This is a genomic window from Sulfuriferula sp. AH1 (genome assembly GCF_002162035.1).
In the GTDB taxonomy this organism is placed as follows: domain Bacteria; phylum Pseudomonadota; class Gammaproteobacteria; order Burkholderiales; family Sulfuriferulaceae; genus Sulfuriferula.
This window is the reverse complement of the sequence record NZ_CP021138.1, coordinates 2,072,817-2,089,561: the sequence shown is the minus strand read 5'-3', so window position 1 is coordinate 2,089,561 and position 16,745 is coordinate 2,072,817. Positions and strand designations below refer to the sequence as shown.

18 protein-coding genes and 1 pseudogene are annotated in these 16,745 nt (G+C 56.1%); 7 read left to right on the top strand and 12 right to left on the bottom strand.

Annotated elements, in window-relative coordinates; all coding sequences use genetic code 11:
- The first annotated feature begins 4 nt into the window (after positions 1-4).
- The 3 genes and pseudogenes from hemA (at position 5) to prmC (ending at position 3,184) form a co-directional block, all read left to right on the top strand.
- Complete coding sequence (gene hemA, locus CAP31_RS10605; RefSeq protein WP_087447501.1) at positions 5-1,255, top strand: glutamyl-tRNA reductase; 1,251 nt, start codon at positions 5-7, stop codon at positions 1,253-1,255.
- A pseudogene (gene prfA / locus CAP31_RS10600) lies at positions 1,252-2,327 on the top strand (peptide chain release factor 1). Before hemA ends, prfA begins: the two are co-directional and overlap by 4 nt.
- Entirely contained in the window at positions 2,327-3,184 is an 858-nt protein-coding gene (prmC, locus tag CAP31_RS10595) for a peptide chain release factor N(5)-glutamine methyltransferase (protein ID WP_087447500.1), read from the top strand. The pseudogene prfA and the gene prmC overlap by 1 nt, the downstream one beginning before the upstream one ends.
- A gap of 19 nt (positions 3,185-3,203) precedes the next feature.
- On the opposite strand, the gene CAP31_RS10590 is transcribed toward prmC, so the two are convergent.
- Positions 3,204-3,893, bottom strand: coding sequence for a Bax inhibitor-1/YccA family protein (locus tag CAP31_RS10590; RefSeq protein ID WP_087447499.1), 690 nt, complete (start codon positions 3,891-3,893; stop codon positions 3,204-3,206).
- Between the two features lie 184 nt (positions 3,894-4,077).
- Here CAP31_RS10590 and CAP31_RS10585 point away from each other — a divergent pair, with 184 nt between their 5' ends.
- Positions 4,078-4,896 carry an HDOD domain-containing protein gene (locus CAP31_RS10585; RefSeq protein WP_087447498.1) on the top strand — a complete coding sequence of 273 codons (819 nt, stop codon included), beginning with the start codon at positions 4,078-4,080 and terminating at the stop codon, positions 4,894-4,896.
- On the opposite strand, the gene rlmD is transcribed toward CAP31_RS10585, so the two are convergent.
- The 11 genes from rlmD to dapA form a co-directional block, all read right to left on the bottom strand.
- Positions 4,893-6,224, bottom strand: coding sequence for a 23S rRNA (uracil(1939)-C(5))-methyltransferase RlmD (gene rlmD / locus CAP31_RS10580; RefSeq protein ID WP_087447497.1), 1,332 nt, complete (start codon positions 6,222-6,224; stop codon positions 4,893-4,895). The two genes, CAP31_RS10585 and rlmD, sit on opposite strands and share 4 nt — an antisense overlap.
- Positions 6,225-6,317: 93 nt before the next feature.
- On the bottom strand, positions 6,318-6,971 hold the full coding sequence (gene adk / locus CAP31_RS10575; RefSeq protein ID WP_087447496.1) for an adenylate kinase: 654 nt from the start codon (positions 6,969-6,971) through the stop codon (positions 6,318-6,320).
- A gap of 6 nt (positions 6,972-6,977) precedes the next feature.
- Positions 6,978-7,754 (bottom strand): 3-deoxy-manno-octulosonate cytidylyltransferase, encoded by a 777-nt coding sequence (gene kdsB, locus CAP31_RS10570; RefSeq protein WP_087447495.1) that lies wholly within the window; start codon positions 7,752-7,754, stop codon positions 6,978-6,980.
- Positions 7,754-7,933 (bottom strand): Trm112 family protein, encoded by a 180-nt coding sequence (locus CAP31_RS10565; protein WP_087447494.1) that lies wholly within the window; start codon positions 7,931-7,933, stop codon positions 7,754-7,756. Before CAP31_RS10565 ends, kdsB begins: the two co-directional genes overlap by 1 nt.
- Complete coding sequence (gene lpxK / locus CAP31_RS10560) at positions 7,926-8,927, bottom strand: tetraacyldisaccharide 4'-kinase (RefSeq protein ID WP_087447493.1); 1,002 nt, start codon at positions 8,925-8,927, stop codon at positions 7,926-7,928. Before lpxK ends, CAP31_RS10565 begins: the two co-directional genes overlap by 8 nt.
- Positions 8,921-10,021, bottom strand: a complete 1,101-nt coding sequence (locus CAP31_RS10555) for a glycosyltransferase N-terminal domain-containing protein (protein ID WP_087447492.1) — start codon at positions 10,019-10,021, stop codon at positions 8,921-8,923. Before CAP31_RS10555 ends, lpxK begins: the two co-directional genes overlap by 7 nt.
- A 45-nt stretch (positions 10,022-10,066) precedes the next feature.
- The gene (locus tag CAP31_RS10550; RefSeq protein ID WP_087447491.1) at positions 10,067-10,483 is read right to left on the bottom strand and encodes a biopolymer transporter ExbD; all 417 of its coding nucleotides are present in this window, start codon (positions 10,481-10,483) and stop codon (positions 10,067-10,069) included.
- A gap of 11 nt (positions 10,484-10,494) precedes the next feature.
- On the bottom strand, positions 10,495-11,100 hold the full coding sequence (locus CAP31_RS10545; protein WP_087447490.1) for a MotA/TolQ/ExbB proton channel family protein: 606 nt from the start codon (positions 11,098-11,100) through the stop codon (positions 10,495-10,497).
- Positions 11,101-11,174: 74 nt separating this feature from the next.
- Positions 11,175-11,942 carry an MBL fold metallo-hydrolase gene (locus tag CAP31_RS10540; protein WP_087447489.1) on the bottom strand — a complete coding sequence of 256 codons (768 nt, stop codon included), beginning with the start codon at positions 11,940-11,942 and terminating at the stop codon, positions 11,175-11,177.
- A gap of 6 nt (positions 11,943-11,948) precedes the next feature.
- A complete protein-coding gene (gene bamC / locus CAP31_RS10535; protein ID WP_087447488.1) occupies positions 11,949-13,091 on the bottom strand; it encodes an outer membrane protein assembly factor BamC in 1,143 nt (380 codons plus the stop codon).
- Between the two features lie 10 nt (positions 13,092-13,101).
- Positions 13,102-13,977: a 4-hydroxy-tetrahydrodipicolinate synthase gene (gene dapA / locus CAP31_RS10530; protein WP_087447487.1), complete on the bottom strand. Its 876-nt coding sequence runs from the start codon at positions 13,975-13,977 to the stop codon at positions 13,102-13,104.
- A 301-nt stretch (positions 13,978-14,278) separates the two neighbouring features.
- Between dapA and CAP31_RS10525 the strand changes: the two genes are divergently transcribed.
- Genes CAP31_RS10525 through scpB form a run of 3 tightly spaced genes read left to right on the top strand, consistent with a single transcriptional unit; the run spans position 14,279 to position 16,714 of the window.
- Entirely contained in the window at positions 14,279-15,349 is a 1,071-nt protein-coding gene (locus tag CAP31_RS10525; RefSeq protein ID WP_087447486.1) for a DUF484 family protein, read from the top strand.
- Complete coding sequence (locus CAP31_RS10520; RefSeq protein WP_223247254.1) at positions 15,346-16,146, top strand: ScpA family protein; 801 nt, start codon at positions 15,346-15,348, stop codon at positions 16,144-16,146. The genes CAP31_RS10525 and CAP31_RS10520 overlap by 4 nt, the downstream gene beginning before the upstream one ends.
- Entirely contained in the window at positions 16,136-16,714 is a 579-nt protein-coding gene (scpB, locus tag CAP31_RS10515; protein WP_087447484.1) for an SMC-Scp complex subunit ScpB, read from the top strand. Before CAP31_RS10520 ends, scpB begins: the two co-directional genes overlap by 11 nt.
- Positions 16,715-16,745 lie beyond the last annotated feature (31 nt).

Here is a 16,745-nt window from a genome sequence, read left to right as displayed (position 1 = left end):
GACGATGCAATTGCTGGCTTTCGGGATTAATCATCAAACTGCACCGCTGCAAATCCGGGAGCAGGTGGCTTTCCATGCCGAGCGCATGGAAGCGGCTTTGCGTGACTTCATCAAGACCGGCACGGTGAAAGAGGCGGCCATATTGTCGACCTGCAACCGTACCGAGATCTATTGCAATGCAGTCGATCAGGATGCGGCACTCGACTGGCTGGCGCATTATCATCAAATGAGCCGTGTCAGCATAGATCCTTACCTGTATACCCTGCCCGCTACCGAAGCGGCGCGACATGCATTTCGCGTAGCGTCAGGCCTCGATTCCATGGTGTTGGGCGAAACGCAAATCCTCGGGCAGATGCGTCAGGCTGCCAAGGTCGCGGAGCAGGCCGGTACGCTCGGCATCGTGCTGCATAAATTGTTCCAGCATACTTTTGCGGTGGCAAAAGACGTGCGCACCTCTACCGAAATCGGCGCTAATTCGGTGTCGATGGCGGCGGCGGCAGTGCGGCTGGCGGAGCGTATTTTCCCGAGTATCTCCGAGCAGAATGTACTGTTTATCGGTGCCGGTGAAATGATAGAGCTGTGTGCCGCCCATTTCGGCGCGCGTCACCCCAAACACATACTGGTTGCGAACCGCACCGTGTCCCGCGCGCAAGCGCTGGCGGACCGGTATCAGGGTTCGGCGATTGCGCTGAGCGAATTGCCTGAACATCTTGCCAGCTACGATATCGTGGTGACCAGTACCGCCAGCCCGTTGCCGATCCTGGGCAAAGGCATGGTGGAGCGCGCACTGAAAGCACGGCGTCATCGCCCGATGTTCATGGTGGATCTGGCCGTGCCGCGCGATATCGAAGCCGAAGTTGGCGAGCTGGCCGATGTGTTTCTGTACAGCGTCGATGATCTGGGCAGCATCGTCAAACAGGGGCTGGACAGCCGTCTGTCGCAGGTCAGTCAGGCCGAAATCATCATCGAAGCCAGTGTGCAGCAGTTTTCGCACTGGATGGAAACGCGTGAACTGGTACCGACAATACGCAATTTGCGCGATCAGGCGGAACGCATGCGCCGTCATGAAGTGGACCGGGCGATCAAGCTGCTGGCCAAAGGCGAGTCGCCAGCCCATGTGCTGGACGTGCTGTCACGCAGCCTGACCAATAAATTCCTGCATCATCCTACGCATGCCCTCAATCATGCCAGCGATACTGAACGCCAGGAACTGGTGGCATTGCTATCGCGGCTCTACTCGCTGCACCAAGAATGAAACCCACATTACTGAATAAACTTGCTCAATTGACCGAACGGCTGGATGAGATCGATCGTTTGCTTGCCGTGGAAACGGTAACCAGCGATATGGACAACTATCGCAAACTGACGCGCGAACATGCTGAGATCGCGCCGGTGGTCGCCTTATACCGCGCCTATACGCAAACCGAGACCGACATCGCAGGTGCGACCGAAATGCTCGAGGATGCCGAGATGAAGGAACTGGCGGAGCTGGAAATTGCGGAAGGCAAGGCGCGCCTGCTTGAGCTCGAGATGCAGTTGCAAACGGAATTGTTGCCCAAGGACCCCAACGACGAGCGCAATATCTTCCTGGAAATCCGGGCCGGTACCGGTGGCGATGAATCTGCGCTGTTTTCGGGAGATTTGCTGCGTATGTATATGCGCTATGCCGAGCGCCAGCGCTGGAAGGTGGAGATCGTCTCGGAAAGCATGAGCGAGCTCGGCGGATATAAGGAAGTCATCATTAAAATCATCGGTCGCGGCGCGTATTCGCGACTGAAATTCGAGTCCGGCGGTCATCGCGTGCAGCGAGTGCCGGCGACCGAAACCCAGGGGCGCATCCATACTTCGGCATGTACGGTAGCAGTGATGCCGGAAGCGGATGAAGTGGCGGATGTGAGTCTGAATCCGGCGGATTTGCGCATCGATACCTACCGTGCCAGCGGCGCGGGTGGCCAGCATATCAACAAGACCGACTCGGCGGTGCGTATCACTCACCTCCCCACCGGCATCGTTGTCGAATGTCAGGATGACCGCTCCCAGCATAAAAACAAGGCGCAGGCCTTGTCTGTGCTGGCTGCGCGCATCAAGGACAAGCAGTTGCGCGAGATTGCCGCCAAGGAAGCGGCTACCCGCAAATCGCTGGTCGGTAGCGGGACCGTTCCGAGCGCATCCGTACCTATAATTTTCCGCAAGGCCGCATTACCGATCATCGCATCAACCTGACGCTGTACAAGATCGACGCGATCATGGATGGCGATCTTGACGAGCTGCTGGGCGCACTGGCAAGCGAGCATCAGGCAGAATTGCTTGCGGCCATGGGCGAGTAATGTCCAGTATCGGTGAGATACTGCAACAGGATCAGTTACGGCTGGCGCATGCGTCAGGGTTGTCTGCACTGGATGCGCGCTTTGAAGTGCAGCTGCTGATGGCGCAGGCATTGCAGATCAATCGCGCCTGGTTGATCGCACATAGCGACGAACCGCCGCCTGATACTGCGTATATGCAATATCAAGGCATGCTGGAGCGCCGTTTGCATGGCGAGCCCATGGCTTATATCTTCGGTGAAAAGGAATTCTACGGAATCCGTCTGCATGTTACGCCAGACGTGCTGATACCTCGCCCCGAGACTGAATTGTTGGTTGAGTTGGCGCTGGAATACATTCCGGCAGACAGGGCGTGCCGTGTGCTCGATCTGGGGACGGGCAGCGGCGCGATTGCGATCAGTCTCGCGACTTTGCGTTCCCAGGCACAGGTAGCGGCTGTGGATATGAGCCTTGCCGCATTACAGGTGGCGGAAGCGAATGCGCAGCGTCTGGGTTTATCCAATCTTCAATTCATGCATAGCGACTGGTGGCAGCAGATTCCTGCGATGCCATTGTTCGATGTGATAGTCAGTAACCCGCCTTATATCGCGGTGGACGATGCGCATTTGCGGCAAGGGGATTTGCGCTTTGAGCCTATATCCGCTTTGGCGGCCAGTGATGCGGGTTTATCCGATTTGCGTTGCATTATCGGTCAGGCGCCCCGTTACCTTGCGGCGACCGGCATGTTGCTGCTGGAGCATGGTTACGATCAGGGTGTGGCTGTGCGCAGTTTATTAAGTGATGCAGGGTTTGATGCGGTGGTAACGCACAGGGATCTGGCAGGGGTCGAGCGGGTGAGTCTGGGACGGCAGCGGGGCTAACCCGCTGCCGTAGTTGCAATTAGTCGCGGTCGCCCGACAGCGCCATCAGCAAGTTAAGCAAATTCACGAAAATATTGTAAATATCCAGGTAAATCGCCAAGGTTGCCATGACGTAATTGGTTTCGCCGCCATGCACGATCTGGCTGACGTCATAGAGCAGGTAGCCCGCAAACAGCATGATCGCGATCGCGGAGATCGCCAAAGACGCTACAGGAACCTGAAAGAAGGCGTTGGCCAGGGATGCCAGTATCAGCATCACCAGGCCCACCATCAGGAACTTGCCCAGGAAGCTGAAGTCTTTTTTGGTCACCGTGGCAATGGTGGAGAGCGTGAGGAAAATGGCTCCTGTTCCGCCTGCCGCCATACCGATCAGTTGCGCACCGTTGTTGAAATGCAGCGCTGCCTGCAGAATCGGTCCCAGCATCAGGCCCAGCAGGAAAGTGACACCCAGCAGCAGCACCACGCCCAGCGCATTGTTGCGGTTAGCCGCAATGCCCATGAACATGCCAAACATTACGGCCAGCATTCCCAGCAGGGATAGAATCGGATGTTGTGCCATGAAGGCAAAATTGATGTTCAGGCCCATGTATGCGCCGATCACGGTCGGGATCATGGTCAGGCCCAGCATCATATAGGTATTGCGCAGTACTTTATTCTGCGTTGACTCGAGTTGAGTCGTACTGTTAGACAGTTGAATTTCCGGTTGCATGGCTACCTCACGTTTTAAAAACAAGCATGTACCATAGACTATAGCAGGATGCTTAAAGTTGCAAGTTTAGAGCATCATCAGCGACAGTCGCACCCAAATTGGTACATCGAATTCAGGTTTTTGATTTTTGGTACGATAATAAGTATATTCTTCGGTAATAACAATAAGTCTGGCGGTGGATGAAATGGAACCGAATATCAAAGGATTAGATGGCTGGATCAAGTTTTTTGAAACGGCCGATATCCCCATACTTAAACGCACTGTCCGTGAATTGGCAGTGCTGCAGGCCGACGCCGAGAATCTGAGCGTGCGCGCAGTGACCGATGTCATCTCGCATGATCCATTGATGACGGTGATCCTGCTGCGCTATCTGCAACAGCACAAACACAATACCCAACTGAATGAAGTCGTGCAAATCGAGCAGGCGTTGATGATGCTGGGTATGCAGACCTTTTTTGAGAAGGTCGAGCCGCAACTGGTGGTCGAGGAACTGCTGGATGGTCGCATGTTCGAGCTGACCAATCTGCTGCAAACGGTACGCCGCGCCATCCAGGCAGCGCATTACGCCAAGGAATGGGCGGTGCGCCTGCAGGATCTTCATTTTGATGAAATCCGCATCGCCGCGCTGCTGCACAATTTCGCCGAAATACTCATGTGGTGTTACGCTCCGGAGGAAATGGCGCAAGTGCGACATCTGCAGCAGAAGGATAAAACGTTACGCACCCGTGATGCGCAAAAGGAAATATTCGGTTTCAAATTATCCGATCTGCAATTGGCACTGGCCAAGTCATGGGGTTTGCCCGAGCTGCTGATCGGATTCATGAATCGCAATGATGGTCATGGACGGCAAATGCGTAATCTGGTGCTGGCCATCAACTTGGCGCGTCATTCCACGAATGGCTGGAATGATGCGGCCTTGCCGGATGATTACAAGCAGATCGGAGAGCTGCTTAACATGTCGGCGGAGCAAGTCCGGCAGCTGGTGCACGGACAGGTCAACTAGTTACGTTCGAATACCGCGATCGACTCCACGTGAGCGGTGTGCGGAAACATGTTGGCAATGCCCGCCGTCTGTAACCGATAGCCTTTCTGATGCACCAAAACCGCTGCATCGCGCGCCAGCGTCGCCGGATTGCATGACACATACACAATGCGTGCAGGTGCATTCCCATCCAGCGCTTCAACCAGCGCGAATGCGCCATCGCGGGGCGGATCAATCAGCATCTTGTCAAAATGGCCCAACGCATTCAGGCGCTCGCTGGTGATCTCGAACAGATTCTCGGTGAGGAATTCGGTATTGCCGATGCCGTTGCGCTCGGCGTTCTGCTGTGCGCGGGCGACCAGTTCCTTGCTGCCTTCGATGCCGATGACATGACGGGCATGACGCGCAATGGGCAGCGTGAAATTGCCCAGCCCGCAGAACATGTCGGCGATGCGATCAGTCGGTTGTGGATCCAGCAGCTGCATCGCGCGGCGCATGAGGATGGGATTGACGTCGGTATTGACCTGGGTAAATTCACTGGGACGGAACGGCATCACCAGATTGAACTCGGGCAGCGTGTAGGCCAGCTCGGGCGCATCCAGCGGATAGAGCGGTTTGATGGTGTCGGGGCCCTTGGATTGTGTCCACCACTGGATGTGGGGATGGGCATCCGCAAATTCACGCAACAGCGCTTCGTCTTCGGCAGGGATTGCAACCATGTGACGTATCACCAGCGCATCGACAGCATCGGTGGCCACGACTTCGATTTGCGGCAATTGCGCACGAATGGTGAGCTTCATGATGAATTCGCGCAGCAGCGGAATCAGCGCCGAGATGCGCGGGGGCAGAATCGCGCAGGAAGTCATATCCGCGATAAAACTGTTCCGGCGTTCGTGGAAACCTACCAGAACGCCGCCCTTTTTTTCTACCAAGCGCACCGACAGACGCGCACGAGTACGATAGCCCCAGGCTGGGCCATGGATAGGCGAGAGCATGCTGGCGGCCTTGACCTTGCCGATATGGGCGAGATTGTCTTCCAGCACGCGCTGTTTGGCGGCAATCTGCGCACCGGGCTCGATATGCTGCAAACTGCAGCCGCCGCATACGCCGAAATGAGGGCAATGTGGTTTGACCCGCATGGCGCTTTCGCGCACAAGTTTGGTGACTTGCGCCATTTCGTAGCTGTCTTTTTTCCGGTAAACCGAATATTGCACGACTTCGCCGGTAATGGCGCCATCGACGAATATGGTTTTGCCGTCCTCCCGGTGAGCAACCCCGCGTCCTTCATGATTGAGGGATTCAATCGTCAGGGTGGCAGGTGAGAGGGTGTCGGCTGGATTGATATTCATAGGATTGACTAAATGTGGCTGCTGCCGTCAGAAAGGACGGAGGGCGATCTGACGACAATGATTTTCTGACAAACTCGGCGTTTAGGAGGCGTATCAGCCCAATGCTGCAAAGATGGCATCGCGGATGGCTTCGACATTGCCGATGCCGTGAACCTTCACATACTTGGGCGCCTGTTTCGCGCCGGTTGCGGCCCAGCTCGAATAATACTGTACCAGCGGTTCGGTCTGGGCGTGATATACATCCAGGCGTTTTTTGACTGTGTCCTCATGATCGTCATCGCGCTGGATCAGCGCTTCGCCGGTGATGTCGTCGATACCGGACACTTTCGGCGGATTGAATACGGTATGGTAGGTGCGGCCCGATGCCATATGCACACGGCGGCCGGACATGCGCTGGATGATTTCGCTGTCGGGCACATCGATCTCGACGACATAATCAATAGGCACGCCCGCTGCTTTCATCGCTTCAGCCTGCGGAATGGTACGTGGAAAGCCGTCGAACAGAAAACCGTTGGCGCAGTCGGGCTGGGCGATGCGATCCTTGACCAGACCGATGATGATATCGTCGGATACCAGCTGACCGGCATCCATCACGGCTTTGGCTGCCTTGCCCAGTTCCGTGCCGGCTGCAATCGCTGCACGCAGCATGTCACCTGTCGAGATTTGCGGGATGTTGTAATGCTGTTTGATGTAATTGGCTTGTGTGCCTTTGCCCGCGCCGGGGCCGCCGAGGAGTATGACTCGCATTTCTGGTTAACCTTCTTTTGATAATGATGATGCTAAAAATAATTCCCGTACCTGTGCCAGATCTTCCGCCGTATCGACGCCGGGTGCCGCAGGGTGGGGGCTGATGCTGACGCTGATTTTGAAACCATGCCAGAGCACGCGCAGCTGCTCCAGCGATTCGAAGCGCTCGATGGGCGCCGGGCTCAAGTTGGCGTATTGCTTGAGAAACCCTACCCGGTAAGCGTACAGCCCGATATGGCGATATGCCGGCAAATCGGCAGGCAGTTGCGTACCCGCGGCAAAAGCGTCGCGCGCATAGGGAATGGGTGCGCGACTGAAGTACATGGCATGGCCATTGTCGTCCATCACCACTTTGACCATGTGCGGATTCATCATGCTGGCATAATCGTGCAGCGGATGGCACACCGTTGCCATCACCGATTCGGGATGCGCAGCAAGATCGGCCGCGACTGCACGGATGAGCTCCGGTGCGATCAGTGGCTCGTCGCCCTGCACATTGACCACGATCACGTCGTCGGCGAGGCCGAGCTGGATCACCGCTTCCGCCAGCCTGTCCGTACCCGAAGCGTGCTCGGGCGAGGTGGCAATGCTCTGGATGCCATGTTCGGCAACAGCATTGATGATGCGCTCGTCATCTGCTGCCACCCAGACCGCAGCGGCATCGCTGAGCGCGGCGCGTTCTGCAACCCGCACCACCATCGGCTTGCCGTGTATGTCGGCGAGCGGCTTGGCGGGCAGTCGTGTGGACGCGTGGCGGGCAGGGATAATGACGGTGAACTGCATTAAACGACTTCATCCTCGCCCAGCGTGCGCGCTTCGCTTTCCAGCATTACCGGAATGTCGTCGCGGATGGGGAAAGCCAGACGGTCGGCTTTGCAAATCAGTTCCTGCACTGCTTTGTGATACACCAGTGGGCCTTTGCAGATCGGGCATACCAGTATGTCTAATAATTTGCTATCCATGATGATTTCCTAGTTTGGCGAGCAGGCGCGGCAGTAATTCCGGATCAAGCTGTGCCTGCACCGGCCATACCCACATATGTTCAGTCACGAAAGCCTGACATTTTACCGCATCTTTCTCGGTCATGATGATAATGCCGGGGAAATTGAGGTCGGACGCTTGATATTGATAGTGATCGGCAAAAGCATGAGGAATGACATGCAACCCCATTGCATCGAGCTGATCAAAAAAACGTTGCGGGTGACCGATGCCGGCAACCGCATGCACTTGGCTATCGCTGAAATCGGCAGCGACAGCAGTCTGTTTCGGGTGCTTCAGATTGGTGAAATGATGCCCGACCAGCTGCATTGCATAAGCGTGCTGCAACGGCGGAAGGCCGGGGTGAGATGCGCCGGTCTGGTTGACGATCACCGCATCCACCTGCTGCAGTCGGTTGAGCGGTTCGCGTAACGGGCCCGCAGGGAGCAGGCGTGCATTGCCGAAGCCGCGGGAGCTATCGATTACGGCGATTTCGACATCCCGCGCCAGGGCGTAGTGCTGTAATCCGTCATCGCTGAGGATGACGTCAACTTCGGGGTGTGCGGCCAGCAGTGCGCGTCCGGCAGCGGGACGGTTGCGCCCTATCCAGACCGGGCAGGCCAGGCGTTGCGCTAATAAGCGCGGCTCATCGCCGACAATCGCGGCATTGCTGTGCGCAGAGACGGCCTGCGGGGTGGCCGCGTTGCCGCCATAGCCGCGGCTGATGATGCCGGGGTGCCGGCCATGCGCTGCGAGCTGCTGGGCAAGCCAGATAACGAGCGGGGTCTTGCCGGTGCCGCCGACGCTGATATTGCCGATAATGATGACGGGAACGGCGAGATGCTGGCGCCGCAGCAGACCGCTGGTATAGCCGGTGCGGCGAAGTGCACTGAGGATGGCGAATAGCCAGGATAACGGGATGAGCAGCGCATGCCACGGAGTGGTGCTGCGCCATTGGCGCTGTACCCAGGCTACCATTCAAATATGCGCTCGACCAGTTCCTGGCTCATGGTTTCCGCCAGACGGCGTTCCTGCCAGAACAGGCGTCGTGCGATGTCGCCATGCTGGCGTGCCTGAATGACATTGGCGCGAAAATTCTGCCAGGCAGCAACCGGATCCGTACATGCCGTAATGGCAGCATGCAGCTCCGCTTTGGGGAGTTTGCTGTGGTCGGGGCATGAGATCGCTGCGCCGCCGGCCATGGCTTGCCACAAAGTTACCGGATGAATCTCGGCGAGGTGGGTGGCGGTAACCGCTGCGGAAATGGCTGGCAGCCATTTTTCTTCGTCCACCCAAACTATGCGGCTGCCAGGAATAGGGGTGCGGTCCCATTGGCTGATTTGCAGGTGCGTGTCATTCGCGCGTTCGCCGCTGACAAAGATTACATCCTCAGGTGCGTGCGCAAACAGCTGTCTGGCGATAGCGGCGCTCTCTTCTGCCGAGACGCCGTGCAGCCACCATAAATGGCGTTCTGCGCCATGATTGACCAGCGATTTGAAATTGGGATCGATCTGCGCTTGCGCCAGGATGGCGCGCATGTCGGCCATCGCCCCGGGCTCGTCGCTGTCGTGCAGGGATATGCCGTTATAGACGCGTTCGCAATGAAAGGTGACCGGCTGCGGCGGATTGACGACCAATACGTGCTGGTGCTGGTCCAGCAGCTTGCTCAGGTTGAGCTGCGGCTGGGTGCCTACCGCGATAATGCCGAATGGTTCAATCCGTTGCATGGCACGGGTCAAGGCACGCGGATGATCGCAAGGCGCATAACCCCAGCCGGTTTTATCGCAATCGTCGAGCAGGGAGAGAATGTCGGCGTATTCCTTTTCGAAGGTCAGCACCAGCCGAATATCCAGACGTTTTTCCCGAATGGCGCGTACCAGTTCAACAGCCAGACGTACGCTGTCCGCACTGGCGCCAGCCATGACCCAGACGACCTTGCCGCGGTCGCCCATGGGTTTTAGCCAGCCCCAGCGCGCGACAATGCGCGAAATCTGCTTGTTTTTGCGGTCGTGACGGTCAGCTAGCCATAAACCTAGGCGGTTGCTGCCAAACGGGTCTTTCCAAGTGCTCATAGCAGTTATGGTAGAGAGTGCCTCGCGAAAAGCGAGGCATGGGGTTTAATTGCCTTTTTGTGTGGCAAAGGTAATACGGGTGAGTCCGGCTTCACGACCGGCTTCCATTACATTAATAACCGATTGATGAGTCGCTTTGGCGTCGGCATTGATGATAATGACTGTATCAGGCGAACCCTTTGCAGCCTGCTTCAATACTTGTGCCAGATTGCTGACAGTGGAGAAAGTGACTGCAGCGTTATTGACTTCATAATTGCCGACCGCATCGACGGAAACAGTGATTTGCGACGGCTTTTCCTTGGACACATCGCCTGTTGCCTGAGGCAGGTTGATTTGCAGCTCGGAAAATTTGGCGTAGGTTGTGGTTACCATCAGGAAAATCAATACCACAAGCAATACGTCTATCATCGGAATGAGGTTGATCTCGGGTTCTTCCTGAGTGTGTCGATGCTGGAAATTCATGTTGATCCTGTTTATTGGCGTTCGCCATGCACAATTTCGACCAGTTTAACAGCTTCCTGTTCCATTTCTACAACCAGGGAATCGACGCGGGTACGGAAGAAACGATAAAAGATCAAACTGGGGATGGCCACGATCAGACCGAATGCGGTGTTATACAGTGCCACGGAAATGCCGTGCGCAAGTACGGCAGGATTGCCGCCGGAAGGAGTCTGTGCGCCAAAGATTTCCACCATGCCGATGACGGTGCCGAGCAAGCCGAGTAATGGTGCAACCGAAGCGATGGTGCCCAGCGCAGGCAGAAAACGTTCCAGCTCGTGGACGGCGCCGCGGCCGGCTTCTTCAATGGATTCTTTCATGATTTCGCGCGAATTCTTCGCATTGCGCAAACCGGCAGCAAAAATCCGTCCCAGCGGTGAGCTTTGTGCCAGCTGATTGAGCATGTCGCCGTTCGCGCCTTGCTGGCGGTAGGCCTGCACGGTTTTTTCCAATAAACCCTTGGGAGTGACTTCGGTCGCGCGTAACGAAATGAAACGTTCGATAATGATGGCTACAGATAATACAGAGGCTAAAACCAACGGCCAGATCGGCCAGCCCGCCGCTTCAATAATTGCTAACACACGTGTACTCCCTCAGACCAGAAACGTACATCACTTTAGCGTGAGAAAGCATTTTCGGCAAGCGCGTTCGTCGCTTAAGTGAGTTGTCGCCAGCAAAACCCGTCTTCCTGTTTGGCATAATCAAGCCAGTCCGGAGTGCACCGCAGAACGCCGGCAAGACCGCCGAGTGCAAGTGCCGGTGTGTTGTTGTGTTTGGAGAGATGGGCCGCAATCAGATGCTGCAGACGACTGGTGTCCAGCTTGGCGAGCAATGCGGCAGCTGCCTGATTGTCCAGATGGCCGAACAGGCCGGCGATGCGTTTTTTCAAACCTGGCGGATAACTGCTGTTTTTCAGCAACTCGCTGTCATGATTGCATTCCAGCACCAGTGCGTCACAGCCGCTGAGCATGGTTTCAATATGTGCGGTGGAGGCGCCGGCATCGGTAAGTACGCCCAGTCTGTGTACGCCGTCACTGAACACAAACTGTGCCGGCTCGCGGGCATCGTGAGGTACAGGGAAGGGAGTGAGCGCAATGTCGCCTATGCTGAAGTTCTGGTGGCTATCGAAGAGCTGCACTTCAGGCAACTGCTCGCATTGCCGGCGAAACACGCTGAATGTGCCGTGCGTCATCCATAGCGGCACTTTGTATTTGCGCGCGAAACGTGCGGCACCACCAATGTGGTCACCGTGTTCATGGGTAATCACAATGGCGTCGATGTCGTCCGGTTGCAGTGCTTTCCCGGCGAGGCGACTTGCGGTTTCGCGCAAGCCGAAACCGCAATCGAGCATGATGCGGGTATGCTTGACTTCTACGACCAGCGCATTGCCTTCGCTACCGCTGCCCAGGCTGGCAAAACGCATTGCTGCCTATTTAAGCTGTTCCAATAACAGCTTGATGATTTTGTTGGCAGTTTCCGGTTGTGCCGGTTCGCCTTTTGCGCTGAGCACGCGGACAGCGGTACCGGTTGCAGACGGATTTTCTGATAATTCCACCTGGTACTGTTCGGTGTTGGTCTTGCTGCTGCTCTTCCAGAAGGCGAGCTTGCTGAAGAAACCCTTGTTCTTGCCGGTCTGATTATCCTGCTCGGGATCGACGTAACGTACGTAATAAACGCCTTTGGCACGATCACGGTCAACCACGGTGAAGCCGACGCGATCCAGCGCCAGACCGACACGACGCCAGGCGCGATCGAACGATTCGTTGTCGGTGAGCATCATGTTGCCATCGCTGGATTTGCTGATCTGGGCCCGGTCGCCCTGGCTCTTTTCCGCCAGCATGGCGTCTGCTCGGGCTTTCTCTACACCGAGGCGTACCATCAGGCGGCTGAGCATCTCGGCTTCCAGGCTCGGATCGGCCGGGCGCGGCTGCCACACGGTGTGCTTGCTGTCGCTGCCGTCATAGACTTCGACCATGCCGCGATGACTGATGTAAATTTCCGTTTCATTGGGATTTTTTGGATTGCGTTCGATACGGGTACGGAATTTATCCCGTTCGCCGGTCGAATACAGGCCATCCAGAACTTTGCCTATCGTCTTGCGGATAAAATCCTGCGGAATTTTGGCGCGGTTTTCTGCCCATTCGGTTTCCATGATACCGGTGGCGGGCTGATCCTCATTCAGGATGAAACCGTTTTCTTGCCAGAATTCCTTCAGAATCGGCCAGACTTTATCCGGGGATTCATCCACTACCAACCAGCGTTCGCTACCTGCGCGTTCCAGACGAACTTTGTTCTGGGTCGGCAATACGTCGCTGCCGGCGCTCGCCTTGTCGCCGCGTTCAGCGTTGTATGCCGAATAGGTGGCGCTGCCGCCCGGATTAAGATCCGGAACCTGATAGCGGTTATCGGTAGTTGGCGTGGTCAAGTCGGGAGGAACTTCCAGTGTAGGGATCTTGCCTGCCGACTTGTAGTCGATCTTTTTTGTTTCCAGAATATCGAGTGAACTGCATCCGCCTAAGCTAACGATAACGCCAGCGCAAATGAGGGCGATTGATAAAGGTGTGCGTTTCATTGATAAGTCCTTAAATAGCATGAGCTTGGCGCAAGGCTGCGCGTAAAATGTCGTGGTGTTCAGCGGAAAGTTCTGTAAGCGGCAAGCGGATACCGGATTTGATCCGTCCCATTTCCGCCAGGGCCCATTTGACGGGGATGGGGTTGGCTTCCACGAATAATTTGCGGTGCAGGCCGAATAGCGTGTGATTGATTTCCCGTCCGCGCTGGATCTCGCCGTTAAATGCCGCGACACACATTTCGTGCATGGACAGGGGGGCGATATTGGCAGTGACGGAAATGACGCCATGTCCGCCCAGCAGCATGAAGGCCAGTGCACTGGCGTCATCGCCGGTATAGAGGGCGAAATCGTTCGGGGCGCGCATGATCAGGTCGGTGGCGCGTTCCATGTTGCCGGTGGCGTCTTTGATGCCGACAATGTTGGGGATTTGCGCGAGACGCAATGCGGTATCGTTGCTGATGTCGCTTGCGGTGCGACCGGGCACGTTGTAGAGCATGAGCGGTAGCTCGACTGCTTCCGCAATGGCTTTGAAATGGCGGTACAAGCCTTCCTGTCCGGGCTTGTTGTAATACGGGGCGACCGAGAGGCCGTAATCTGCGCCAGCGGACAGCGCGCAGCGCGTGAGTTCAATGGCTTCCGAAGTTGAATTGGCGCCAGTGCCCGCAATGACCGGTACGCGTCCGGCAGTGTGTTCGACCACGGTGCGGATGAGCGAGCAGTGCTCTTCCGGATTGACGGTCGGGGATTCGCCGGTTGTGCCCACGACGACGATGCCGTCGGTTTTTTGCGCGATATGCCAGTCGACCAGAGCGCGCAAGCTTGCGAGATCGAGGCTGCCATCTTCAAACATCGGGGTAACAATCGCGACTAAACTGCCTGTGAGCATGTTTTTTACCTGTTGAGTATGCTAAACAATAATCATAATTTTGTGAGTTTACCCGATAACCTGAATGTAGAAAACTCACAACGCGATTCAGACGTTAAAATAGCGATATTGAGCCGAGATGTGTAATATCACGAATAAGTTTGAAGCACCGCCAACAATATAAATCTGCACTGGCCGGGACTGCATTTTTTGGCGATTATCTGATAAATATCATCGGAATATCGTCTGCTAAAGGCGCTTCTGGTATTCGGCATCAGGTGATTTATTATTTTTTGGCAATGCTCATAAAGGGGAATGGCACTTGCAAACCGAACCATTGCGCGAGCAGCTTGATACATTATTGACTGAGGCGCGCAAGAACGAAAAGAAACTGCTGCGCTTCGGGCAACTGGAGCAGCGATTGATGGAGACGCGCGGGCTATCGCAACTGGTGAATATCGTATTGCACGATTTCCCGCGGGATTTCGAGCTCGATGAAGTGCGTTTGTGGTTGCTGGATGAAAGCGGGGAGTGGGCGCGCGTATTGGGCGATACGCATTTGCCGGCTTTCTGCGAAAAGGGACTGGTGCTGGCCGCGCATAAATCCCAATTGCGCGGGTTTTATCATCCGCCATTGCGTCCCCGTCTGGGAATATATCAGGCCGATTTTCATGGCGAATTGTTCGGGAGCGACCGATTGGCTTCGGTGGCGTTATTGCCATTGGTGCGGCAGGGCAATCTGATGGGCGGCCTGCATCTGGCCAGTCGTGACGGCAATCGTTTCCGGGCGACAAACGGCACTTACTTTCTGGAGCGCCTGACCGCGTTTCTGGTGATGTGTCTGGAAAACTCATTGTATTTCGACAAGCTGGAGCGTTTCGGGCTGACCGATGCGTTAACGCAGGTCAATAACCGGCGCTATTTCGACGCGCGGTTAAAAGAGGCGGTGAGTCATGCGGTGCGCCACAAGCAGCCATTGGCAGCCATGATGTTCGACCTCGATCATTTCAAGCGAATTAACGATCGCTGGGGACATCCGGTGGGTGATATGGTGCTGCAGCAGGCAGCCCAGGTCATTCAGTCCGTATTGCGCGGCAGTGACAGTTTCGCGCGCTATGGCGGCGAAGAGTTCGTCGCGCTGCTGCCTGGAGCGGACCATGAAATTGCGAGTGAAATCGCCCACCGGATTTTGCGAGCCATCGGCAGCCATGTTTTTTGCGAGAATCTGGACGAGCCGTTGTCATTGACTATTTCGATCGGCGTGGCCGGTGCTGCGATAGAGGATGACGGATCGGATGAAACCGGCATCGGCAGGCAGCTGATTCACGACGCGGATGTCGCGCTTTATCATGCCAAGGCGCAGGGACGTAACTGCGTGGTAGTGCAGCCGTGACGCCCGACGTTATCGAGACGCAGGCAGTGCTGGCGCTGGTCAACGGCGAGCCGCTGACAGAACTGCCGCAGGATTTATACATACCGCCAGAAGCACTGGCGGTGTATCTGGGCGCCTTCGAAGGCCCGCTGGATTTGTTGCTGTACCTGATCCGCCGCCATTCCCTGGATGTACTGGATATCCCGATGGCCAGACTGACGGCGCAGTACATGGAATATGTGACCATGATGCGCAAGCAACAGCTTGAACTGGCGGCGGAATACCTGCTGATGGCCGCATTGCTGATCGAGATAAAATCGCGCATGTTGCTGCCGCGGCCGGTGCTGGCTGATGAAAATGACGAAGGAACCGATCCGCGTGCCGAGCTGGTGCGACGCTTGCTGGAGTACGAGCAAATGAAACTGGCTGCCGAACTGCTTGACGAGCTGCCACGGGTCGATCGCGATTTTTTTGCGGTAAGCGTCTGGCAGGAACAGGCCGAAAGATTGCTGCCGCAGATTTCCACTGAGGATTTGCGAGAAGCCTGGCTGGGCTTGCTCGCCCGTGCCGGCACGCGGCGCAATCATACGGTAGGGCGCCAGGAGCTGTCAGTGCGCGAAGCGATGGGGCAAATACTGAATGCGCTGCAGGGCGATCTGTTTATGGAATTCACTACGTTGTTTGAAGTGGAGCTGGGCGTGTCGCACTTGGTGGTAAAATTCCTGGCCATGCTGGAACTCGCCCGCGAACGCCGTGTGGAAATTACCCAGAACCAGAATTTTGCGCCGATTTATGTCCGTTTAGCCCATGCCGATTAAGCACATTGCCGAATTGAAAGTCGTACTGGAAACGTTGCTGTTCGCCAGCACCGAGCCGCTTACGCTGGAACAGATGCGCGGCGCATTTGACGAAGAGCTGGGAGCGGATATGCTGCGTCGGGCCTTGGCCGAATTGCGCGACGAATGGCAAAACCGGGGGCTGGAGCTGGTTACGATCGCGGATGGCTGGCGTTTTCAGACGCGGCGGGAATATCAGTGTTACCTGCAACGCATTAACCCGGAAAAGCCGCCCAGATATTCGCGTGCAGTGATGGAAACGCTGGCGATAATCGCCTATAAACAGCCGGTAACTCGCGGCGATATAGAAGAAATCCGGGGTGTTGCGGTCAATACGCAAATTATCAAGACTCTCGAGCAGCGCGACTGGATCAAAACCGTAGGGCATCGCGAAGTGCCGGGCCGCCCGGCGTTGTATGTGACCACCACGCAATTGCTCAGCGATTTGAATTTGCGCGCGCTCGACGAGTTGCCGCCACTGGTTGAACTGGGCAATCTGGTGGCCCCCAATCCACATACTGCGCAGCTGGATTTAACCGAGGAAAGCTAGCTTTTGCAGTATAATCATGAATTATATGCAA

Excerpts from the sequence above, each read along its gene's own strand:
- dapA (WP_087447487.1), bottom strand. The coding sequence starts at position 13,977 with ATGCTCACAGGCAGTTTAGTCGCGATTGTTACCCCGATGTTTGAAGAT.
- CAP31_RS10565 (WP_087447494.1), bottom strand. The coding sequence starts at position 7,933 with ATGGATAGCAAATTATTAGACATACTGGTATGCCCGATCTGCAAAGGC.
- CAP31_RS10550 (WP_087447491.1), bottom strand. The coding sequence starts at position 10,483 with ATGAATTTCCAGCATCGACACACTCAGGAAGAACCCGAGATCAACCTC.
- hemA (WP_087447501.1), top strand. The coding sequence starts at position 5 with ATGCAATTGCTGGCTTTCGGGATTAATCATCAAACTGCACCGCTGCAA.
- bamC (WP_087447488.1), bottom strand. The coding sequence starts at position 13,091 with ATGAAACGCACACCTTTATCAATCGCCCTCATTTGCGCTGGCGTTATC.
- kdsB (WP_087447495.1), bottom strand. The coding sequence starts at position 7,754 with ATGCAGTTCACCGTCATTATCCCTGCCCGCCACGCGTCCACACGACTG.
- scpB (WP_087447484.1), top strand. The coding sequence starts at position 16,136 with ATGCCGATTAAGCACATTGCCGAATTGAAAGTCGTACTGGAAACGTTG.
- lpxK (WP_087447493.1), bottom strand. The coding sequence starts at position 8,927 with ATGGTAGCCTGGGTACAGCGCCAATGGCGCAGCACCACTCCGTGGCAT.
- adk (WP_087447496.1), bottom strand. The coding sequence starts at position 6,971 with ATGCGAGTCATACTCCTCGGCGGCCCCGGCGCGGGCAAAGGCACACAA.
- CAP31_RS10555 (WP_087447492.1), bottom strand. The coding sequence starts at position 10,021 with ATGAGCACTTGGAAAGACCCGTTTGGCAGCAACCGCCTAGGTTTATGG.
- CAP31_RS10590 (WP_087447499.1), bottom strand. The coding sequence starts at position 3,893 with ATGCAACCGGAAATTCAACTGTCTAACAGTACGACTCAACTCGAGTCA.
- prmC (WP_087447500.1), top strand. The coding sequence starts at position 2,327 with ATGTCCAGTATCGGTGAGATACTGCAACAGGATCAGTTACGGCTGGCG.
- rlmD (WP_087447497.1), bottom strand. The coding sequence starts at position 6,224 with ATGAATATCAATCCAGCCGACACCCTCTCACCTGCCACCCTGACGATT.
- CAP31_RS10585 (WP_087447498.1), top strand. The coding sequence starts at position 4,078 with ATGGAACCGAATATCAAAGGATTAGATGGCTGGATCAAGTTTTTTGAA.
- CAP31_RS10540 (WP_087447489.1), bottom strand. The coding sequence starts at position 11,942 with ATGCGTTTTGCCAGCCTGGGCAGCGGTAGCGAAGGCAATGCGCTGGTC.